Source organism: Nonomuraea sp. NPDC051298, from assembly GCF_055586305.1.
This window is the reverse complement of record NZ_JBVJIM010000004.1, coordinates 659,793-677,416: the sequence shown is the minus strand read 5'-3', so window position 1 is coordinate 677,416 and position 17,624 is coordinate 659,793. Positions and strand designations below refer to the sequence as shown.

The window sequence follows — 17,624 nt, the reverse complement described above, 5'->3', positions numbered from 1 at the left end:
CATACTTGAAGCCGTTGACTGGCGATCATGCAGACAACAGGCACCTCTCTCAAGCGACGCGTGATCAGATACCTGGTGGGCCAGGCCCATCACCCCCGGGGGGCCGTCGGGTGGGCGAACGGCTGGATGTTCGCTCTTCGCCCCTCCAACCGGCAGCGCAACATCTGGGCGGTGTCGTTGCTGGACGTGCAGCCCACCGACCGGGTGCTCGAGGTCGGTTTCGGCCCCGGCCTCGCCATCGCCGAGTTCGCCCGCCGCGCCACCCGGGGCCACGTCTTCGGCATCGACCACTCGCGGGCCATGGTCCGGCAGGCCGCCCGTCGCAACGCCGCCGCCGTCCGCGCCCGCCGCGTGCACCTCACGCACGCCTCCGTGGAGCAGTTGCCGAGCGTCGGCGATCCGCTCGACGCCATCCTCGCCGTCAACTCCGCAGGCTTCTGGCCCGACCCGGTGGCGCGGCTTCTGGAGCTACGCCGCCTGCTCCGCCCCGCAGGACGCATCGCGCTCGTCAGCCAGCCCCGCTGCCCGGGAGCCACCCGGGACACCACGGTCCGAGCCGCCCAAGAGCTCCAGGACCTGCTCACCCAGGCCGGCTTCACCCAGCTCCGGGTCGAGACCCTCGAACTCCACCCGCCCGCCGCCTGTGTGCTTGCCGCCAATCCGACCGGCAACCCGACATGACCGTATACGGGATCGTGGTCAGATGTCCTGTTCGTACTCCAGCTTTACGACTTTCAGTCCGGCGCTGTCTTTGGTTGTCAGTTTGCCGACACCGTTTTCGCCTCGAACCAACAGGTCGTACAAGCGAAGAAACCCGTTGAATTCCATATGATCCTTGCCGAGAGTCAGGAATGTTCTGCCATCTTCCCTGTCCCTGACCAGGAGATTCCCGCCGATTATCACGTCGCATTCGAGGCCCAGGTAGTTGCCGAGTGACCTGACCGGGAAGTCGCCGATGGTCATTTGACTATCGACGTCCAGCAGCCCGCTCACTTCGAGCCCGGCCTTGGCCGCGATATCTCCGGTGCTGGTCAATCCGCTGAGAGTCGGGTTGTTGACGGTGACTGTGATGGTGGCGTACAGGGAGCCCGGCCGGAAACCTGCGGTGGATTCCTGCGTTTCGGATGCCTGCAGGGTGAAGGTGGTGTCACTGAGGACCTTGCCCTGCGGGACGGTCCAGGAACTGGCGATTCCCTCGTAGAGGGTCGTACCGTCCCCGTCGTACACCTGGAAGAAGCTGCCGTTGCTCTCCCAGGAGAGGTAGACCTCGTCACCGGCGTTGAACTTCGTTCTGGGAACGGTCGGCCTGTCCGAGCCGCCGGCCAGGAAGTTACGCAGGTAGAAGGCGGGTTTCGCGGTGTCCCAGGTCAGGGCCTGGGGTGTCTTGGGTGCGTATTTGCCGCTGGTGGTGCCGGAGGTTTCGGTGATCTGGCAGGTGAGTTCACTGCCAGGGGCAGCGGCGAGGTTGCCGGTGATGCTGATCTTCAGCGGTTTGTCGATGAGGTCGAGCCCCGGCACGGGCGGGGCCTGGAAAATGACGTGGTAATAGTTCGTGGCCGGGGCGAGGCCGAGTTTCCGCCCGCTCTCCACCCGGGCGGACGCGGTGCTCCACTTGCCGCTGATCGAGGACTGCGGGTCCTCGGTGAAGTACGCGCCTCCGTCGTCGGGTGCGTTGATCGGGACGGCGATGTCGATCTTCCTGCAGTAGATCTTCTGACCGGCCGGGCTGGAGACGGTGATGTCGATGGTGTTGGCGGCGGGCTTGTCGGGGCTGCCCGCCTGAAGAGGCGCGGTGCTGGTGCTGTAGTGCAGCAGAGGGGCATCGGACATGGGACGTGGCCTCCTTGAGCGCGAGTCTTACCCAGACGTCCAAAGGGGAGGTGCGTGACCGTGAAGCGTGGCGGTGCGGCCCGAATCCCCCGTTGGCGAAGCACCGCAGAAGATCACTCCCTTGATCCAATCGCCCTCATTGGAGCGCGACAACATCTCACAGGGGGCGATGAAGGGGCGAACCGGTAACACTCTCTGCGTCTTGACAAGCCTGTGACGCCGCCCGATCCAGCGCTACAAGGATCCACTTCCACGACCCGCAGCACACCGACAACCGCCACGCCGTCGCTGACATCCCCTGCTTGCCGCACGCTGCGCGAAGACCCCGGCGGAACTCGCGCACGCTCGCCCTACAGGTGGCCTCCGGCCATTCCGCTCACCACCGCCTGAAGGCCGTCCGCTTCTGTCTCAGTCCACGTCCAGGGCGTACCGCAGGTAGAAATCCGGCTTGGCGAGGAAACGCCGCCAGTGGTCAACCAGTTGGAGGTTTTCCCACTCCGCCGGGTGAATGCCGTCCTCGCCCAGTTCGATGATCTGCGCACCCGGCAGGCTGGCGAGGATCGGCGAGTGAGTGGCGCAGACGATCTGCCCGCCCTCGCCTGCGACGCGGTTCATGAGGGCGACCAGGCGCAGGCATGACTGAAACGACAGGGCCGCTTCGGGTTCGTCCATCAGATACAGCCCCGGCCCCGACACCATGCGTTCGAGCACAGTGAAGAACCCCTCGCCATGGGACTGCTCCGCAAGGTCGCCTTCCCAGAATCCATGCATGCCTGACACGTTCTGCCCGAGGTTGAACAGCGTCTCGGCGCGGAAGAAGAATCCTCGCCGCTTCAGACGAGGACCATGCAGCAGTCGCACCCCCATGGCGGTGAGTTCGGCGTCAAGGACCGACCCCAACGGGGTGGGGTCGCCGGTCGAAGAGTATTTGGTCCCCGCCTTGCCGCCTTCGGAGTTGATGCCGCACACATCAGCAATGGCTTCGACCAACGTCGACTTCCCTTACCCGTTCTCGCCCACCAGGAAGGTGACCGGACGGGTGAAGGTCAGCCCATGCTCGACAAGGTGGCGTACCGGGGGCAGGCCGCCAGACCAGCCGCTCGGCAAGTGCGGAGCCGCAAGCCGCGTCAAGAGCACCGCTACCTCCTTTCCGCGTCATCCAGAAGCCGGTGAGCGTGAGCCCACGCAGGGAGACTGTGACAGTAGAGCAAAGCCGCACCATACCCGGTATTCCCAGTCCAAGATCCATAGCCGTGGGCTGGTCGGATTGGCCCAGTGCGGATCGGTGTGCTCAGTGCGCAAAGGCCGGGCTCGGCAGGCCCAAGCGTTGCGGACGGCTGAGCGGTCGCACGAAAAGCACAGAAAAGCACAGAAAAGCACGAGAGCGCGGAGGAAAGCCGGATGCGGCCCGGCCTACCCCTCCGAGGAGGGCCTGGGTTGCCCCTCCAGGAAGAGGGAGATGCCGTCCAGGAGCCGGCGGAGGCTGAACTCGAAGATCTCCTCCAGGTCGGTGAGGACCCCGGGGTTGTCGTGCAGGGCGGCCTGCCTCGGGTATCTGTCGGTGCCCAGCTCCTCCAGCACCGCGGGCACCTTCACGGCTCGCCACTGGCTGAGCGAGATGTGGCCGCCCCGCCGTTCGGACGCGATCTCGCTCACTCTGAGCAGGGCCAGGCCCTGCACGATGCCGCTCACGCCGAGGTAGATGTGGTGGGTCGTCACCGGGTCGAGGCCCAGGCCGTCCAGTGCGCTGAGACCCCGCTCGAACCCTGCCAGCAGGCTGGGAACGAGGGGCGGCTGGACCGTGGCGATCACTTCGAGGACCCAGGGGTAGGTCGAGTACAGCGCCCACTCCCATCGGGCCGCGGCTTCGAGCTCGGCCCGCCATCCGCCGCCGGGCCGGCGCTCGTCGTCCTCGCTGAACACGACCTCGACCATGAGGTCGATCAGCTCGTCTTTCCCGTCGATGTAGTTGTAGAGCGACATCACCTTGACGCCGAGCTCGTGCGCCACGTGCCGCATGGACATGCTCTCCAGGCCGTCGGCGTTGGCGATGCCGATGGCGGTGCGGACGATGCGTTCCCGGGAGAGCCCGGCGTCGGAGGCGGAGCGGGGTTCGGCGGGAGGGGCGGGCGGGGGCGCGCCCCGTTCGCCGATCGCCCGGTCAGTGTCCTGGTCGGGCCGTGCGCCGAGGCGGGCCCGGTAGGCGCGTGCCTGGCAGGACCGCGAGCAGTAGCGGGGCCTGCGCCCGCGGGGAGCCGCCGTGAGCTCTGTCCCGCACTGCGCGCACGTCAGCATGCCGACCTCATTTCGTCACATCACCTTGGGCTGTGAGGAAATGTTATCACCGCCATTATGTGATGAAAAGCCGGTGGTCAGGTGTGACGAAATGACCTCATTGGACCGTTTCTGGGGCGAGGTTGTTCGCATCGATAGAGGTTATCTAGGAGATTGGGAGTGGATAGAGGAAATCTGGTTTGCGCCACTGGTTGATTGCCGCTATTCACGTATGCTGTACATCAATCGCGCGTACATAGTACGAGAGGAGTGTGTTCGATGGACGCCGATGCGGACAGGGCGGGCTGGAGGGAGGGGACCGGCCTGGCGGTCCTCATGCTGCCCGTGCTGCTCATCTCCATCACGGTGACGGTGCTGTTCTTCGCGCTGCCCTCGCTCAGCGCCCAGTTGGAGCCGACCGGGGCACAGCAGTTGTGGATCGTGGACATCTACGCCTTCCTGCTGGCCGGCCTGCTCATCCCGATGGGCTCGCTGGGCGACCGGATCGGCCGGCGCAGGCTGCTCCTGCTGGGAGCGGCGGCGTTCGCCGTGACGTCGGCGATCGCGGCGTACGCGCCCAGCGCCGAGCTGCTCATCGCCGCCCGCGGCCTGCAGGGGGCCGCGGCGGCGACGCTGATGCCGTCCACGCTGGCCCTCATCAGGGCCATGTTCGCCGACTCCCGCCAGCTCCAGATGGCGATCGCCCTGTGGGCCGCGGTCTTCACGCTCGGCAGCGTGGCCGGGCCGATCGTCGGCGGCTGGCTGCTGGAGAGCTTCTGGTGGGGCGCGGTCTTCCTGATCAGCGTGCCCATCATGGTGTTGCTGCTGGTGCTCGCCCCGCTCCTGCCTGAATACCGCGACCCCGACCCCGGGCGGTTCGACCTCCTCAGCGCTGCCCTCGTCCTCCTCGCCGCCCTGCCCCTCGTCTACGCCGTGAAGCAGGTCGCGGAGCAGGACTACTCCGTGCCCGTGTGGATCGCGGCGGCGGCCGGGTTGGTGTTCGTCGTGCTGTTCCTGCGCAGACAGCGGAGGCTGCCCGACCCCATGCTGGACCTGGCCCTGTTCCGCAGCAGCGCCTTCGGCGTCTCGCTGGTCGTCGCCACGATGGCGGTGTTCGCTCTGGTCGGAACGTTCTATTTCATCACTCAATATCTGATGTCGGTGCTCGGGATGAGCCCGATCGTGGCCGGGTTGATGACCCTGCCGACGGCCGTCAGCGCGACGGCGGGCTCGCTGCTCGGGGCGGCGCTCACGCGATGGGTCAGGCCGGGGCACGTCATGGGTTACGGCATGCTCTCCGGCACGGCGGGCTTTCTGCTGATCTCGCAGCTCGGCACGGACGTCAACCTGCCGTTGCTGTTCGGCGGGCTGTTCCTGCTCGGCTGGGGCATCGGCTCGGTGCAGGCGCTGGCGTCCGCCATGGTGGTCGCGACGGCGCCGCCCGCGAAGGCCGGGTCGGCCTCGGGGCTGTTCGAGTCCGCCACCGAGTTCGGGCAGGCGTTCGGGGCGGCCATCCTCGGCAGCATCGGGGTGGCCGTCTACCGGGCCACGCTCGCCGGCGAGATGCCCATCGGCGTGCCCAGGGAGGTCGCGGAGGTGGCTGACGAGACCCTGGGCGGCGCCCTGGCGGCCGCGGGCGAGCTTCCTGACGCCGTCGGCCGGGCGCTGGCGGCCGCGGCGTCCGGTGCGTACGTCGACGGGATGCGGATCGCGGCGTACGCGGGCGCCGGCATCATGCTGATCATGGCGGTCCTGGCCTTCGGCTACCTCCGTACGGCGCGGATCGACCCGGACGGCCCCGCGGCGGACCCCGGGCGCGAGCCCTCCGGCGATCTCTTGTCGAGCGACCGCGCCGGGAGGGGGGACCTTACCGCCTGAACCTGCTGCCGACGCCCCCTGGCGGCACATCCGGGAGCTGCGGGAGCGGGCCCTGGACGACTACCGCTCGACGTCGGCCTCCTCTGGAGCGTTGTGGGAGCCGAGGCGGCGCACCCGAAACACCCGAGGCGACGCCGTCGCGTCAGGTGGCGATTCCCAGGAGCTTGCCGAGAAGCGTGCTCAGTTGGTCGCGCTCGTCGGGTGTCAGGGGTTGGAAGGTGTCCTCGATGAAGGCCGGGATCGACGTCTGCGCCTCGTCCAGTCGCCGTCGGCCCGCGTCGGTGATGGTGACGGCGTAGGAGCGGCGGTCGCGGGGGTTGCGCTCCCTGCGTGCGAGGCCCTCCCGTTCGAGGTCGTCGCAGACGCTGACCATGACGCTGCGGTCGATGCGCAGTTCTTCGCTGAGCGTCTGCTGGGAGCAGGGGCCGACGGCGTCGAGCATCTGGAGCACGAGGTGCTGGCCGACTCCGAGCCCTTCCTCGCCGGCGTGGGTGTCCGCGGCGCGGGCCACGGCGGCCGAGGCCCGGCAGAGCGCGATGTCCAGCCGCTCGGCCGCCAGTCGCGGGAAGTACGTCGGTCGTGCCCGGTCGGCTGTCTTGGTCGTGGTGGCCATCGGTCTCCTCTTCGCTCCGCCTCAGCCTACACCGGATTCGTCTTGTCACCGATCGTTTGACAGCAGATGATTTGCGGGCGTACGGTCTTTAATCGTCTGTAGGAAAATTGTTTGTGCTCAGATGGAGAGTGATCGTGCCACGTGCCGACGGCCGCGAACAGGCGGCCCTGGTGTTGCCGTGCGCGGCGGTGTTCCTGGACTCGATGGACCTGTCGCTGATGGGCGTGGCCTTGCCCGCCATCGCAAGGGACCTGACAGGAGACCCGTCGTGACGCTGGACCTCACCCCCGACGAACTGCTGAGCACCACCCGCGCCGTGCGCAAACGCCTGGACCTCACCCGGCCGGTGCCCCGCGAGCTGATCGAGCAGTGCGTGGACCTGGCCGTGCAGGCGCCCACCGGGCGCAACCGGCAGCGCTGGCACTTCATGGTCGTGACCGAGGCCGAGCAGCGCCGGGCCGTGGCCGACATCTTCCTGCGCGCGCTGACGCAGGCCACGGGGCAGCCGCTGACCGAGCGTGACCTGTGGCGCATGAGCTACCATTCCGGCTCCACCGAGCGGGTTTTCGACAGCCTGCGGTACCTGGCCGCCAACATCCACCGGGTGCCCGCGTTCGTCATCCCCGGCGTGGAGGGCCGCACCGACCGGGCGCCGGTGGCCGAGCAGGCGGGCACGTGGGGGTCGATCCTGCCCGCCGTGTGGAGCTTCATGCTGGCCGCCAGGGCGCGCGGCCTCGGCACCGTGTGGACCACCGCGCAGGCTCCGCTCGAACGCGAGTTGGCCAAGGTGCTCGGCGTGCCTTACGAGGAGGTCATGCTGGCGGCCTTCATTCCGCTGGCCTTCACTCTCGGCACCGACTTCAAGCCCGCTCCCCGTGTCCCGCGGGAGGAGGTGCTGCACTGGGATCGCTGGTGAGCCTCGTCCCGGGCACGGCCTGCTGTCAGCACGACGACGAATTGCTGGGGAGGAGCGTGTTGCACAGGGCCTCCGTCTCGGACATCCCGCATCCCACGACGAGGAACATGGCAACCGCCGCGCTGCCACCAAGAAACGCCGCCGGCCCTGGCTCCTGCCCGACGACCCGGGCGATGCCGTAGCCGATGGCTCCGATGATGAGGGCGGCCACAGCGCCCCAGAAGTAGGCCATGCCCCTGGGCCTCCGATGCTGGTGGTGGGCGGGGGTGACCTGCTCAAGATAGATCCGGCGAGTTGCATGGATCTTGAGAGTCGCTTGACAGTCCTTCGGCGACGCCCGGCCGGGAAACATCGCCAGGCGGGGTCGCGTACGACATGGACTCGCCATGACAATCCTGGACGGGTTTCACCGGTCGTTCTCGCCACATTTCCGGTAACGCCCTCCGCGGTTTCTGGTCAGTGCGGCGGTTTCGTGAGACGAAGACAACGGACATAACCGGTATTCACTCACTCTGTCAGGAGTCCAGGTCATGCCCGTCACGCACCTCCCAACGCCGACGAACCACATTCCGCACTCCCGTCGCCGGAAATCGCGGCGCTTATCCTTCGCCCTGCGGGCGCTGGTGGGCGCCATCGTGATCGTCCTGGCCGTCCCGGGCATCGCGTACGCGGCCCCGCCGACGGCACTCGACGGGGCCGCGCCGTCGGACGACCGTACCTACCAGCCGGCGTTCGACTACGACGGCGACGGCTGCTACCCGACGCCCGCCATCGGCCGTGACGGCGCCATCGCCCCGGGCCTCGCGCTCGGCGGGGCGGTGAACGGGCAGTGCCGCGACCTGTCCGACCTCGACAACACCAACTCCTACTCGCGCTCGAAGTGCAACAACGGCTGGTGCGCCTACATCTACGGGCTCTACTTCGAGAAGGACCAGACGCTGCCCGGCTGCTGCGGGCACCGGCACGACTGGGAGCACGTCGTGGTCTGGGTCCAGAACGGCACGGCGGAGTACGTGGCGGCGTCGGAGCACGGCGCCTACAACGTACGCGCGCGCTCGCAGCTCCCGTGGGACGGGACGCACCCGAAGATCATCTACCACAAGGACGGGCTGTCCACCCACGCGTTCCGCTTCGCGAACTTCGACGAGCAGCCGGAGAACCACAAGGGCACCTGGCAGTTCCCGCCGCTGGTCGGCTGGGACAACTACCCCGCCGGGTTCCGCGACCGCCTGGTGGCGCACGATTTCGGCTCGGCCAGCTTCGGGCTCAAGGACTCCTCGTTCGGCGGGGAGCTGGCGAAGGCCAAGCCGGCCGGAATCCCGTTCGACCCCTACGCCTGACCGGGCACGGCGTCCTCTGCCGACGGCGATCCGGCCCGGCCGCCGGGACGCCGAGCGGGCCGACCTGCCCGATTCGTGACGAGGTCACGCCGAGCCGGTGATCACGTCTCTGGTTCGTGACAGGCCAGGCCAGCAGGGTTGTCTCCAGTCGAGTTGAAGGAGACATCATGGTCGCCCCGCGTCAGAGGACATGGCACGGCCCGCTCACCGCATGCGCGATCGCCATGGCGGCCCTCGCCGTGGTGAGCGGGATCGGCCTGGTGGTCGACGAGCGGATGGTGCTGGGTGAAGGGGTGTGGCTCAAGCCGTTCAAGTTCGCCGCCTCCTTCGGCCTTTACGCGATCACGTTCGCCTGGATGATCAGCATGGTGGACCGGTGGCGGCGGACGCTGTGGTGGCTGGGCACGGTCGCGGTGGCCGGGTTCGTCCTGCCGGAGATCTCGGCCATCACCTTCCAGGCGGTGCGCGGCGTGCGCAGCCACTTCAACGTCGCCACCACGCTGGACGAGTCCGTGTTCATGGTGATGGGCGGGGCCGCCTATCTGGGCTGGGCGCTGACGCTCGCGCTGGGGATCTTCCTGGTGGTCCAGCGGCGGGTGGACCGGGCGATGGCCTGGGCGATCCCGCTGGGAGTGGCCATCTCGCTGGCCGGGATGTCGGTCGGCTACCTGATGACCGCGCCGACCCCGGAGCAGGCGCACGCGCTGGCCGGCGGCCTGGAGTTGGCCACGATCGGCGCGCACACCGTCGGCGCCCTCGACGGCGGCGCCGGGATGCCGCTGACCGGCTGGTCGACCGGCGCGGGTGACCTGCGGGTGGCGCACTTCGTCGGGCTGCACGCGTTGCAGGTGCTGCCGCTGGTCGCGCTCTGGGTCCGCCGCGTCCCGCTGGTGATCGTGGCGGCGTTCGGCTACGCCGGTCTCACCGGGCTGCTGCTGTGGCAGGCGCAGCGCGGCCAGGCGCTCGTCCATCCCGACGGGACGACCCTGCTTCTTGCCGGTGGGCTCGTCGCGGCGGTGCTCGTCGCGGCGGTGGCGGTGGCGGGGGTAGGAGCAGTGGTGGCTCGGCGGCGATCGTAGGCTGCATGGGTGCAAACGTGGGCAAAGGGGATCTTCTTTTTGGTGCTGGCCTCGTTCGCCAGTGTCTACGTGATCGCCGGGTCGCCCCTGGCCCTCGTGGTGCTCGCCACACAGGTGCTGTTCGCGCGACGCCGCTCCTGGTGGCTCATCGCGGTGCAGGGCGTCGCGGCCTACGGTTCGGTGTTCGCGTTCGGCTCCTCGGTCGGCATCCTCGGCTTCGTCGCCGGGTCGCTGCTGCTGACCCGGCTGTGGCCGCTCGCGCTGGTGGTGGCGGGCAGCGCGGCGCTGCTGGGGCCGCCCGACCCGGCGATCACCATGGTCCTGGTCGGCCTGGTCGTCTACGGCCTGGCCACGATGGTGGACAGGATCGACGAGGTGACCGCGGCCCGGCTGTCGCTGGCCATGACCGCGGCGGCCGAGGAGCGGCTGCGCATCGCCGCCGAACTCAACCAGAGCCTGGGCAGCGCGCTCGACACGATCGCGGCCGGCGCCCGCGCGGGTTCGCCCGACGTGGAGACGGCCCGGCGGTCGCTGAGCGCGGCCAGGTCCGCGGCGGTCGGCTACCGCGCGATGTCGCTGGGTCCCGAACTCACCACCGCCAAGGCCATGCTGGTCTCCGCCGGGGTCTCCACAGAGGTGCGGATGCGGCACGCGGAGCCGCTCGGCCCGGCCGGCGCGCTGCTGGCCGTTGTGCTCCGCGAGGTCGTGACCGAGATCGTCCGGCGTCGCGCCGCCACCCGCTGCGTGATCGAGACCGTCACGGACGACGACACGGTACGGCTGAGCATCGCCCACGACGGCACCCGCAGCGCCGCCGACGAGTCCCTGGCCGACCTCCCCGCCCAGGTGGCGGCGGCCGGCGGCACGCTCACCACGGGCATCGACGCCGCCGCCCAGGTCGTCGTCGAGGTCACGCTGCCCGCCACCAGGCTGCCGGACACCCCCGCCCCCTCCACCCGGCTGTCGACGGCGCTGCTGGCGGTGGTCCTGGTCGGGTTCTCGGCCAAGGGCCTGCTGCTGGCCGGATCGTGGTGGCCGGCGCCCCTGCTGCTCGTCATCATCGTCATGCACCTGCGCTCGGTCGAGGGCCGTCACATGACCGCGCTGGCGGTCATGGCCGTGCTGACGCTCGCGCCGATCCCGCTGTTCGGGCAGGCATGGCTGGGGACGACCGGGTTCCTCGCCGGGCCGGTCCTGCTCGCCTTCCGACTCAGGGTGGCGGTGCCGCTGGTGGCCGCGATCATGGCGGTGGTGGCGGTCGCCGGAGTCCTCATCGGCCTGCCGTACCCGCTGGTGGTGAACCACACCCTCAGCACGCTCGTGACGGGGCTGGTCCTCTACGGCCTGTTCACGCTCGCGCGGCTGGACCGGGAGCTGAGCGCGGCCAGGGACGGGCTGGCCCGGTCGGTGGTGGTGGAGGAGCGGTTGCGCGCCGCGCGTGACCTGCACGACCTGCTCGGGCACACGCTGGCGGCGATCCTGCTCAAGAGCGAACTGGCCCGGCGGCTCGAACCGGAGGCGGCGCGGGCGGAGCTGGACGACGTGCTGGCCATGACCGGACAGGCCATGAGCGACCTGCGGACCATCTCCGGCGAACGGGGCAGGCTGTCGCTGACGGGCGAGGCGGACTCGGCGCGCTCGGTGCTGGCCGCGGCGGGCATCGAGGTCTCGGTGGTGCTCGGCCACGGCACGCTCGGCGCCGACGTGGAGACCGCGCTCGGCGCCGTGCTGCGCGAGGCGGTCACCAACGTGCTGCGGCACAGCTCCGCACGCCACTGCGCGATCGGCACCACCGAGCGGGACGGCGAGGTACGACTGGCCGTACGCAACGACGGCGCGCAGGCCAAGCCGATCCGGCGCGGATCCGCGGGCATGGGCAACCTGACCACCCGGCTGGCCGAGCTGGACGGGCGGCTGGACCTGGCGCGGGAGGGCGAGTGGTTCGAGCTGGCCGCGACGGTCCCGACGCGCTCCTGGGTGCCGGCCTAGATCCAGCCCGCCTCGGTGGCGATGCGGGCGGCGTCGGTGCGGTTGCGCGCGTTGAGCTTGGCGACGATCGCGGTCAGGTAGTTGCGTACGGTGCCCGCGCTCAGGAACAGTTGGGCGGCGATCTCGGTCGCCTCGGCCCCGGCGGCGGCCAGGCGCAGGATGTCGGCCTCGCGCGGGGTGAGCGGGTTGTCGGCCAGGTTCCACGCGGTGACCGCGAGCGAGGGGTCCAGGACGCGCTCGCCCTGGACGACCTTCCTGATCGCGGCGGTGACCTCCTCCGGCGGCGCCGTCTTCAGCACGAACCCGTCCACCTGGGCGGCCAGCGCCCGGCGCAGGTCCCCGGGCCTGCCGTACCCGGTGAGCATGAGCGTGCGGCACCCCGGCAGCCTGGCGTGGATCTCGGCGGCGGCGTCGAGGCCGTCGATCGCGCCCGGCATGTCGATGTCCAGCACGGCGACGTCCGGCCGGTGGGCCGGCGCGGCGGCCACGGCCTCGTCCCCGGACCGGACCGCCGCGACGACCTCCAGATCGGGTTCGAGGTTCAGCAGGGCCACCAGCGCGCTCCGGATGATGTGCTGGTCCTCGGCCAGGAGTATGCGGATCACGGGATATGTCTACCAGTTTGTCCGAATCATGATGACGTCATGCGCGGGCCGTGATCGGCTCTCTGGTCCCGGGAGGCGCCGCTGACCAGGCTTGACGCCATGACGGAAGTGGTGCGGATGGACGCCGTGAGCAAGGTGTACGGCAAGGGCGGCGGCGCGGTGGCCGCCCTGCGCGAGGTGTCGGTGGGCATCCCCCAGGGGACGTTCGCCGCGGTGATGGGGCCCTCGGGCTCGGGCAAGAGCACGTTCCTGCACTGCGCGGCCGGTCTGGACGTGCCGACGTCGGGCTCGGTGCGGCTGGGCGGCACCGAGCTGTCGGGCATGGACGAGACCGCGCTGACGGAGCTGCGCAGGCGGCAGGTCGGCTTCGTGTTCCAGGCCTTCAACCTGGTCTCCTCGCTGACCGTGCTGGAGAACATCACGCTGCCGCTCCTCCTGGCCGGCGCTCGGGTGGACCGAGACTGGCTGGCCGAGATCGTGCGCCGGGTGGGTCTGGAGGGTCGTACCGGCCACCGTCCCGCCCAACTGTCCGGCGGCCAGCAGCAGCGCGTGGCGCTCGCCCGGGCGCTGGTGACCCGGCCGCAGGTGGTGTTCGGCGACGAGCCCACCGGCGCGCTCGACACGATGACCGCCCGCGACGTGCTCGTCCTGCTCCGCGAGATCGTCTCCGGGCTCGGCCAGACGGTGGTGATGGTCACCCACGACCCCGTCGCCGCCTCCTACGCCGACACCGTTCTCTACCTCGCCGACGGCCAGATCGTGGACTCCATGGCCGCGCCGACCGCCGACAAGATCGCCGAGCGCATGACCCGGCTGGGGGCGTGGAAGTGATGTTCTCCTTCGCATGGAAGACCCTGCGCCACCGCCGGGCCGCCTTCGCGGGCTCGTTCGTGGCCCTGCTGTGCGCGGCCACGCTGGTCACGGCCTGCGGGATGCTCCTGGAGACGGGCCTGCGCGGCACCGTCGCCCCCGAGCGCTATGCCGGCGCCCCGATGATCGTCGCCGGTGACCGGTTCGTCCGGCAGCCCAAGGAGAACGGCAAGATCAAGGCCAAGGAACTCGCGGAACGCCGCTGGATCCCCGCCTCCCTCGCCGCCGAGCTGGGACGCCGGCCGGGCGTCACCGACGTCGTCACCGAGGTCACCTTCCCCTTCGCCGGATTCACCGCGCACGGCTGGGAGTCGGCCGCGCTGACCCCGTTCACGCTCGCCCGCGGGCGCGCGCCGCGCTCCGACGGCGAGGTGGTCGTCGACGCCGCGAACGCCACCGCGAAGATCCCCGGCTACCGCGTCGTCGGCGTCACCGCCCAGGCCCTGCCCAGCCAGCGCACGGTCTTCTTCAGCACCGGCGAGGCCCGGCGGCTGGCGGGCCGTCCAGGGATGGTCTCGGCGATCGGCGTCTTTCCCGCGGTGGACGTCCAGGTCGAGGGCGCCATGGCGTACACCGGTGACGCCCGCGGCGCGGTCGAGTTCCAGGACGCGGAGAGCGCCAGGATCCGGCTGATCAGCCTCGGCGGCGCGCTGGCGGGCACGTCACTCCTGGTGGCGATCCTGGTCGTGGTGGGCACGTTCGCGCTGTCCATCCAGCAGCGCCGGCGTGAGCTGGCCCTGCTGCGCGCCGTCGCCGCGACCCCCCGGCAGATCAGGAAGCTCGTCGGCGGCGAGGCGCTCCTGGTCAGCGTGCTCGCGGGAGTGATCGGTTCCGGAGCGGGCATCCTGCTGGGTCTCTGGCTGCGGTCCAGGTTCGTCGCCCTGGGCGCCATGCCGCCGAACCTGGGGCTGGTCGTCAGCCCGTTCCCCGCGCTGGCGGCGCTGCCGGCCACGGTGGCGGCCGCCTGGGCCGCGGCGCGGCTGTCGGCTCGCCGTGCCGCGCGGGTCAGGCCCGTCGAGGCGCTGGGCGAGGCCGCGCTGCCCGGCACGCGGCTGCCGTGGGCGCGCCTCGGTGCGGGGGTGCTCGCCGCGGCGGGCGGCGTGGTGCTGACGGTCGTGCTGTCCGGCCTGACCACCGAGGCGGCCGCGAGCCCGGTGACCATGCTCACGGCCCTGCTCTGGACGACGTCCGTGGCCCTGCTCGGCCCGCTGATCGCACGGGCGGTGACCGCGCTCCCTGTACGGCTGCCCGGCGCCGCCGGCTACCTGGCGAGCAGGAACCTGCGCGCCTCCGCCGGCCGGATGGCGTCGGTGATCACGCCGCTCACCCTGCTGACGGCGCTGACGTGCACGATCCTGTTCTCCCAGACCACGACCGGGCACGCCGCCCAACGCGAGCTGGACGCCGGGATCACGGCCGATCACGTGCTCGCGCCCGGCGCGTCCGCCGCCGCCGCGCGCCGGGTGCCCGGCGTGACGGCCGCCGCCGAGATCGTGCGCACCTCGGTCCGCATCGACCTGACCAAGTACGGCGCGCAGGCCGTCACCACGCTGGACGGCCTTGCCGATCTGGGCGTGGTGTCCGGGACCTTGAAGGGCTTCGCCGACGCCTCGGCCGCAACCAGCGGCGCCGACGCCTCGGCCGCAACCAGCGGCGCCGACGCCTCGGCCGCAACCAGCGGCGCCGACGCCTCGGCCGCAACCAGCGGCGCCGCCACCTCGGCCGCGGTCAGCAGCACCGCCGCCGGGCGGCTCGACGTCACCGTCGGCGACCGGATCGACCTGGTGCTCGGCGACGGCTCGCCCGCTACCGTGACCGTGGCCGCCATCTACGAGCGCGGCCTCGGCTTCGGCGACCTGACGCTCCCCCGCGCCCTGGTCGCCGGCCACGTCGACGACCCCCGGCCCACCGTGCTCGTCGCCGGCGGCGACCGCGCCGCGCTGGAGCGGGCCTTCCCCGGCGTGGCCGTGCTCGACCACGCCGAGGCCGGAGCGGCGGGCACCGGCGGCGCCGAGGTCAACTACGTCGCGATGGGGCTGATCATCGCCTTCTGCGCCATCGCCGTGGTCAACACGCTGGCCATGTCCATCTCGGCCCGTTCCCGCGAACTCGCCCTGCTCCGCCTGGTCGGCACCACGCGCCGGCAGCTCCTGCGCATGCTCCGCGCCGAAACCCTCACCGCCACCGCGGTGGCCGTGGCCCTCGGCACGCTGATCTCCCTGGCCGTCCTGACCGCCTTCAGCAACGGCATGACCCGTACGCCCCTTCCCCACGTCCCGCCCCTCACCTACGTCGCGATCATCGCCGTCATCGCCGCGCTGGCCGTGGCCGCGACGGCCATCCCGGCCCGCCTCACCCTCCGCCCGCACCCGGCCCAAGCTCTCGGGGCCCGCGAGTAGGCGGGTGGCGCGCTGGTCGGGCGTCGACCGGTCGCGGGGTGCTCAGTCCGACGTCTGTTCCAGCAGGCGCTCGGCCAGGCGTCGGACGGCGGCGCGCAGTTCCCGCGGCGACGAGATCGTGAACCGGAAGCCGAGCCCGGCGAGCATGGCGGCCATGCCGTCCAGGGACTCGGCGCGCGTACGCAGGAGGACCCCGTCCGGTGTCTCGGTGAGTGTGGCCACCGACGGCGGGATGCGGCGGGACGCCTCGGCGAGGGGAACGTGCAGGACGACCTCGACGACGTGCGCGTACGGCACCTGGGCCAGCGACGCGGTGACCTGCCGCACCGGGTCGGCCTCCTCGGGGATCTCATAGGAGGCCGTCCCAGGGACGACAGCGGAGATCCGGTCGACGCGGAAGGTGCGGATCTCGCCTGACCGGTGGTCATGGCCGGTCACGTACCAGCGGCCGGAGTGGAAGACCAGGCCGTGGCCGTCCAGCTCGCGTTCGGTCTGGGCGTCCTTCCAGGAGCGGTGGCGCAGTGTGACCCGGCGGCGGTCGCGGATCGCGGCGGCCAGGGTCAGCACGGCCCGGCTCGCGGGCGTGGGCGCCGCACGTTCGGCGAGGGTGAAGTCGAGGGTCTCCTCCAGTGCGCCGACCTGTTCGCGCAGCGTGCTCGGCAGCACCCGCCGGATCTTGGCCAGGGCGGCCTCGGTGGCCTCGGCGGCGAGGCCCAGGCGGCGTCCGGCGAGCAGGCCGAGGACCACGGCGGTGGCCTCGTCGTCGGTGAGCATCAGCGGTGGCAGCTTGTAGCCGGGCGTCAACCGGTAGCCGCCGTAGCGGCCGCGTTCGGCGGCGACCGGGATGCCCAGCTCGGCGAGCCGGGCGGCGTAGCGCCGTACGGTCCGCTCGTCCACAGCGAGTCGCCGCGCCAGGTCGCGGCCGCCCAGCCCGTGGTGCGCCTGGAGCAGTTCGAGCATCGCCAGCATCCGGGTCGCCGGATATGACACAGGTCACCCACTTAATCCGGGCGGATTCTGTCCGCTATCGGCATTAGCGTAGCGACATCGGCTCACTGGAAGGACGATGAGATGGCGAACTACGTGCTGGTTCCCGGCTTCTGGCTCGGCGCCTGGGCCTGGGACCAGGTGGCGCGGGACCTACGCGCCGCCGGACACCGGGTGCGGGCGGTCACCCTGACGGGGCTGGCGGAGCGGGCCGGGGAGCTGTCGCCGAAGGTCGGCGTGGAGACCCATGTCGCCGACATCCTCGCGGCGATGGACGGCTGGGAGGAGGTCGTGCTGGTCGGGCACAGCGGGGCGAACGTCCCGGTGACCGCGGTCGCCGACCGGCATCCCGAGCGGCTCAGCCGGGTCGTCTACGTCGACACCGCGCCACTGCCGTCCGGGGTGGCGGTGATCGACTTCAATGACGAGGACACCCAGAAGGACTGGCGCGCCCAGGTCGGGGACGGCTACGCGCTCGACGCGCCCTCCTTCGAGCAGGGGGAGGGGCGGTTCGCGGGACTGACCGAGGAGGATTGGGCGCGGATCCTCGCGAAGGCGACGCCGCAGCCGTGGGGCGCGGCCACCCAGTCGGTTCAGCGGCCGGAGGAGATCCCGGCGACGCCGAAGACCATGGTCGCCTCGACCATGCCGGTGGCGCTGATCCGCGAGCTGATCGCTTCGGGGAACCCGGCGTTCGCCCCGCTCGGCACACCCGAATGGACCTTTGTGGAGCTGCCGACCGGCCACTGGCCGATGTTCTCACGACCGGCGGAGCTGGCCGCCCTGCTCTGACGGCCGCCAGCTCGTGTCCGGCACGGCGCCGGCCGGGCTTGACTCTGACATC

The 17,624-nt window shown here is 70.7% G+C and carries 17 protein-coding genes; 10 read left to right on the top strand and 7 right to left on the bottom strand.

Annotated elements, in window-relative coordinates; translation table 11 throughout:
- Positions 1-27 precede the first annotated feature (27 nt).
- On the top strand, positions 28-681 hold the full coding sequence (locus ACZ6S0_RS16610) for a class I SAM-dependent methyltransferase (RefSeq protein ID WP_465917784.1): 654 nt from the start codon (positions 28-30) through the stop codon (positions 679-681).
- Positions 682-699: 18 nt separating this feature from the next.
- On the opposite strand, the gene ACZ6S0_RS16605 is transcribed toward ACZ6S0_RS16610, so the two are convergent.
- The 3 genes from ACZ6S0_RS16605 to ACZ6S0_RS16595 all read right to left on the bottom strand — a co-directional run bounded on the left by ACZ6S0_RS16605 (position 700) and on the right by ACZ6S0_RS16595 (position 4,125).
- Positions 700-1,830 carry a hypothetical protein gene (locus ACZ6S0_RS16605; RefSeq protein ID WP_465917783.1) on the bottom strand — a complete coding sequence of 377 codons (1,131 nt, stop codon included), beginning with the start codon at positions 1,828-1,830 and terminating at the stop codon, positions 700-702.
- Positions 1,831-2,238: 408 nt separating this feature from the next.
- A complete protein-coding gene (locus ACZ6S0_RS16600; RefSeq protein ID WP_465917782.1) occupies positions 2,239-2,820 on the bottom strand; it encodes an AAA family ATPase in 582 nt (193 codons plus the stop codon).
- A 423-nt stretch (positions 2,821-3,243) separates the two neighbouring features.
- Positions 3,244-4,125, bottom strand: coding sequence for a TetR/AcrR family transcriptional regulator C-terminal domain-containing protein (locus ACZ6S0_RS16595; RefSeq protein WP_465917781.1), 882 nt, complete (start codon positions 4,123-4,125; stop codon positions 3,244-3,246).
- Positions 4,126-4,383: 258 nt separating this feature from the next.
- Between ACZ6S0_RS16595 and ACZ6S0_RS16590 the strand changes: the two genes are divergently transcribed.
- Positions 4,384-5,982, top strand: a complete 1,599-nt coding sequence (locus ACZ6S0_RS16590) for an MFS transporter (RefSeq protein ID WP_465917780.1) — start codon at positions 4,384-4,386, stop codon at positions 5,980-5,982.
- A 142-nt stretch (positions 5,983-6,124) separates the two neighbouring features.
- On the opposite strand, the gene ACZ6S0_RS16585 is transcribed toward ACZ6S0_RS16590, so the two are convergent.
- Positions 6,125-6,595, bottom strand: coding sequence for a MarR family winged helix-turn-helix transcriptional regulator (locus ACZ6S0_RS16585; protein ID WP_465917779.1), 471 nt, complete (start codon positions 6,593-6,595; stop codon positions 6,125-6,127).
- 134 nt (positions 6,596-6,729) lie between these two features.
- On the opposite strand from ACZ6S0_RS16585, the gene ACZ6S0_RS16580 reads away from it, so the two are divergent.
- Together ACZ6S0_RS16580 and ACZ6S0_RS16575 are read left to right on the top strand one after the other, a co-directional pair.
- A complete protein-coding gene (locus ACZ6S0_RS16580) occupies positions 6,730-6,867 on the top strand; it encodes a hypothetical protein (RefSeq protein WP_465917778.1) in 138 nt (45 codons plus the stop codon).
- The gene (locus ACZ6S0_RS16575) at positions 6,864-7,511 is read left to right on the top strand and encodes a nitroreductase family protein (RefSeq protein ID WP_465917777.1); all 648 of its coding nucleotides are present in this window, start codon (positions 6,864-6,866) and stop codon (positions 7,509-7,511) included. The genes ACZ6S0_RS16580 and ACZ6S0_RS16575 overlap by 4 nt, the downstream gene beginning before the upstream one ends.
- Positions 7,512-7,536: 25 nt before the next feature.
- Here ACZ6S0_RS16575 and ACZ6S0_RS16570 read toward each other — a convergent pair whose 3' ends face one another.
- Positions 7,537-7,743, bottom strand: a complete 207-nt coding sequence (locus ACZ6S0_RS16570; protein ID WP_465917776.1) for a hypothetical protein — start codon at positions 7,741-7,743, stop codon at positions 7,537-7,539.
- 298 nt (positions 7,744-8,041) lie between these two features.
- On the opposite strand from ACZ6S0_RS16570, the gene ACZ6S0_RS16565 reads away from it, so the two are divergent.
- From ACZ6S0_RS16565 to ACZ6S0_RS16555, 3 genes are all read left to right on the top strand, one after another.
- Positions 8,042-8,851 (top strand): NPP1 family protein, encoded by an 810-nt coding sequence (locus ACZ6S0_RS16565; RefSeq protein WP_465917773.1) that lies wholly within the window; start codon positions 8,042-8,044, stop codon positions 8,849-8,851.
- A 167-nt stretch (positions 8,852-9,018) separates the two neighbouring features.
- On the top strand, positions 9,019-9,930 hold the full coding sequence (locus tag ACZ6S0_RS16560; RefSeq protein WP_465917770.1) for a hypothetical protein: 912 nt from the start codon (positions 9,019-9,021) through the stop codon (positions 9,928-9,930).
- 9 nt (positions 9,931-9,939) lie between these two features.
- Complete coding sequence (locus ACZ6S0_RS16555) at positions 9,940-11,919, top strand: sensor histidine kinase (protein ID WP_465917766.1); 1,980 nt, start codon at positions 9,940-9,942, stop codon at positions 11,917-11,919.
- Here ACZ6S0_RS16555 and ACZ6S0_RS16550 read toward each other — a convergent pair.
- Positions 11,916-12,524, bottom strand: coding sequence for a response regulator transcription factor (locus tag ACZ6S0_RS16550; protein WP_465917762.1), 609 nt, complete (start codon positions 12,522-12,524; stop codon positions 11,916-11,918). The genes ACZ6S0_RS16555 and ACZ6S0_RS16550 overlap by 4 nt on opposite strands.
- A 99-nt stretch (positions 12,525-12,623) precedes the next feature.
- Here ACZ6S0_RS16550 and ACZ6S0_RS16545 point away from each other — a divergent pair, with 99 nt between their 5' ends.
- Together ACZ6S0_RS16545 and ACZ6S0_RS16540 are read left to right on the top strand one after the other, a co-directional pair.
- Entirely contained in the window at positions 12,624-13,355 is a 732-nt protein-coding gene (locus ACZ6S0_RS16545; protein ID WP_465917757.1) for an ABC transporter ATP-binding protein, read from the top strand.
- Entirely contained in the window at positions 13,355-15,793 is a 2,439-nt protein-coding gene (locus ACZ6S0_RS16540; RefSeq protein WP_465917752.1) for an ABC transporter permease, read from the top strand. The genes ACZ6S0_RS16545 and ACZ6S0_RS16540 overlap by 1 nt, the downstream gene beginning before the upstream one ends.
- A 42-nt stretch (positions 15,794-15,835) precedes the next feature.
- Here ACZ6S0_RS16540 and ACZ6S0_RS16535 read toward each other — a convergent pair whose 3' ends face one another.
- Positions 15,836-16,783 carry a helix-turn-helix transcriptional regulator gene (locus tag ACZ6S0_RS16535; protein ID WP_465917748.1) on the bottom strand — a complete coding sequence of 316 codons (948 nt, stop codon included), beginning with the start codon at positions 16,781-16,783 and terminating at the stop codon, positions 15,836-15,838.
- Positions 16,784-16,864: 81 nt separating this feature from the next.
- Here ACZ6S0_RS16535 and ACZ6S0_RS16530 point away from each other — a divergent pair, with 81 nt between their 5' ends.
- Positions 16,865-17,572: an alpha/beta fold hydrolase gene (locus ACZ6S0_RS16530; protein ID WP_465917745.1), complete on the top strand. Its 708-nt coding sequence runs from the start codon at positions 16,865-16,867 to the stop codon at positions 17,570-17,572.
- Positions 17,573-17,624: the final 52 nt, after the last annotated feature.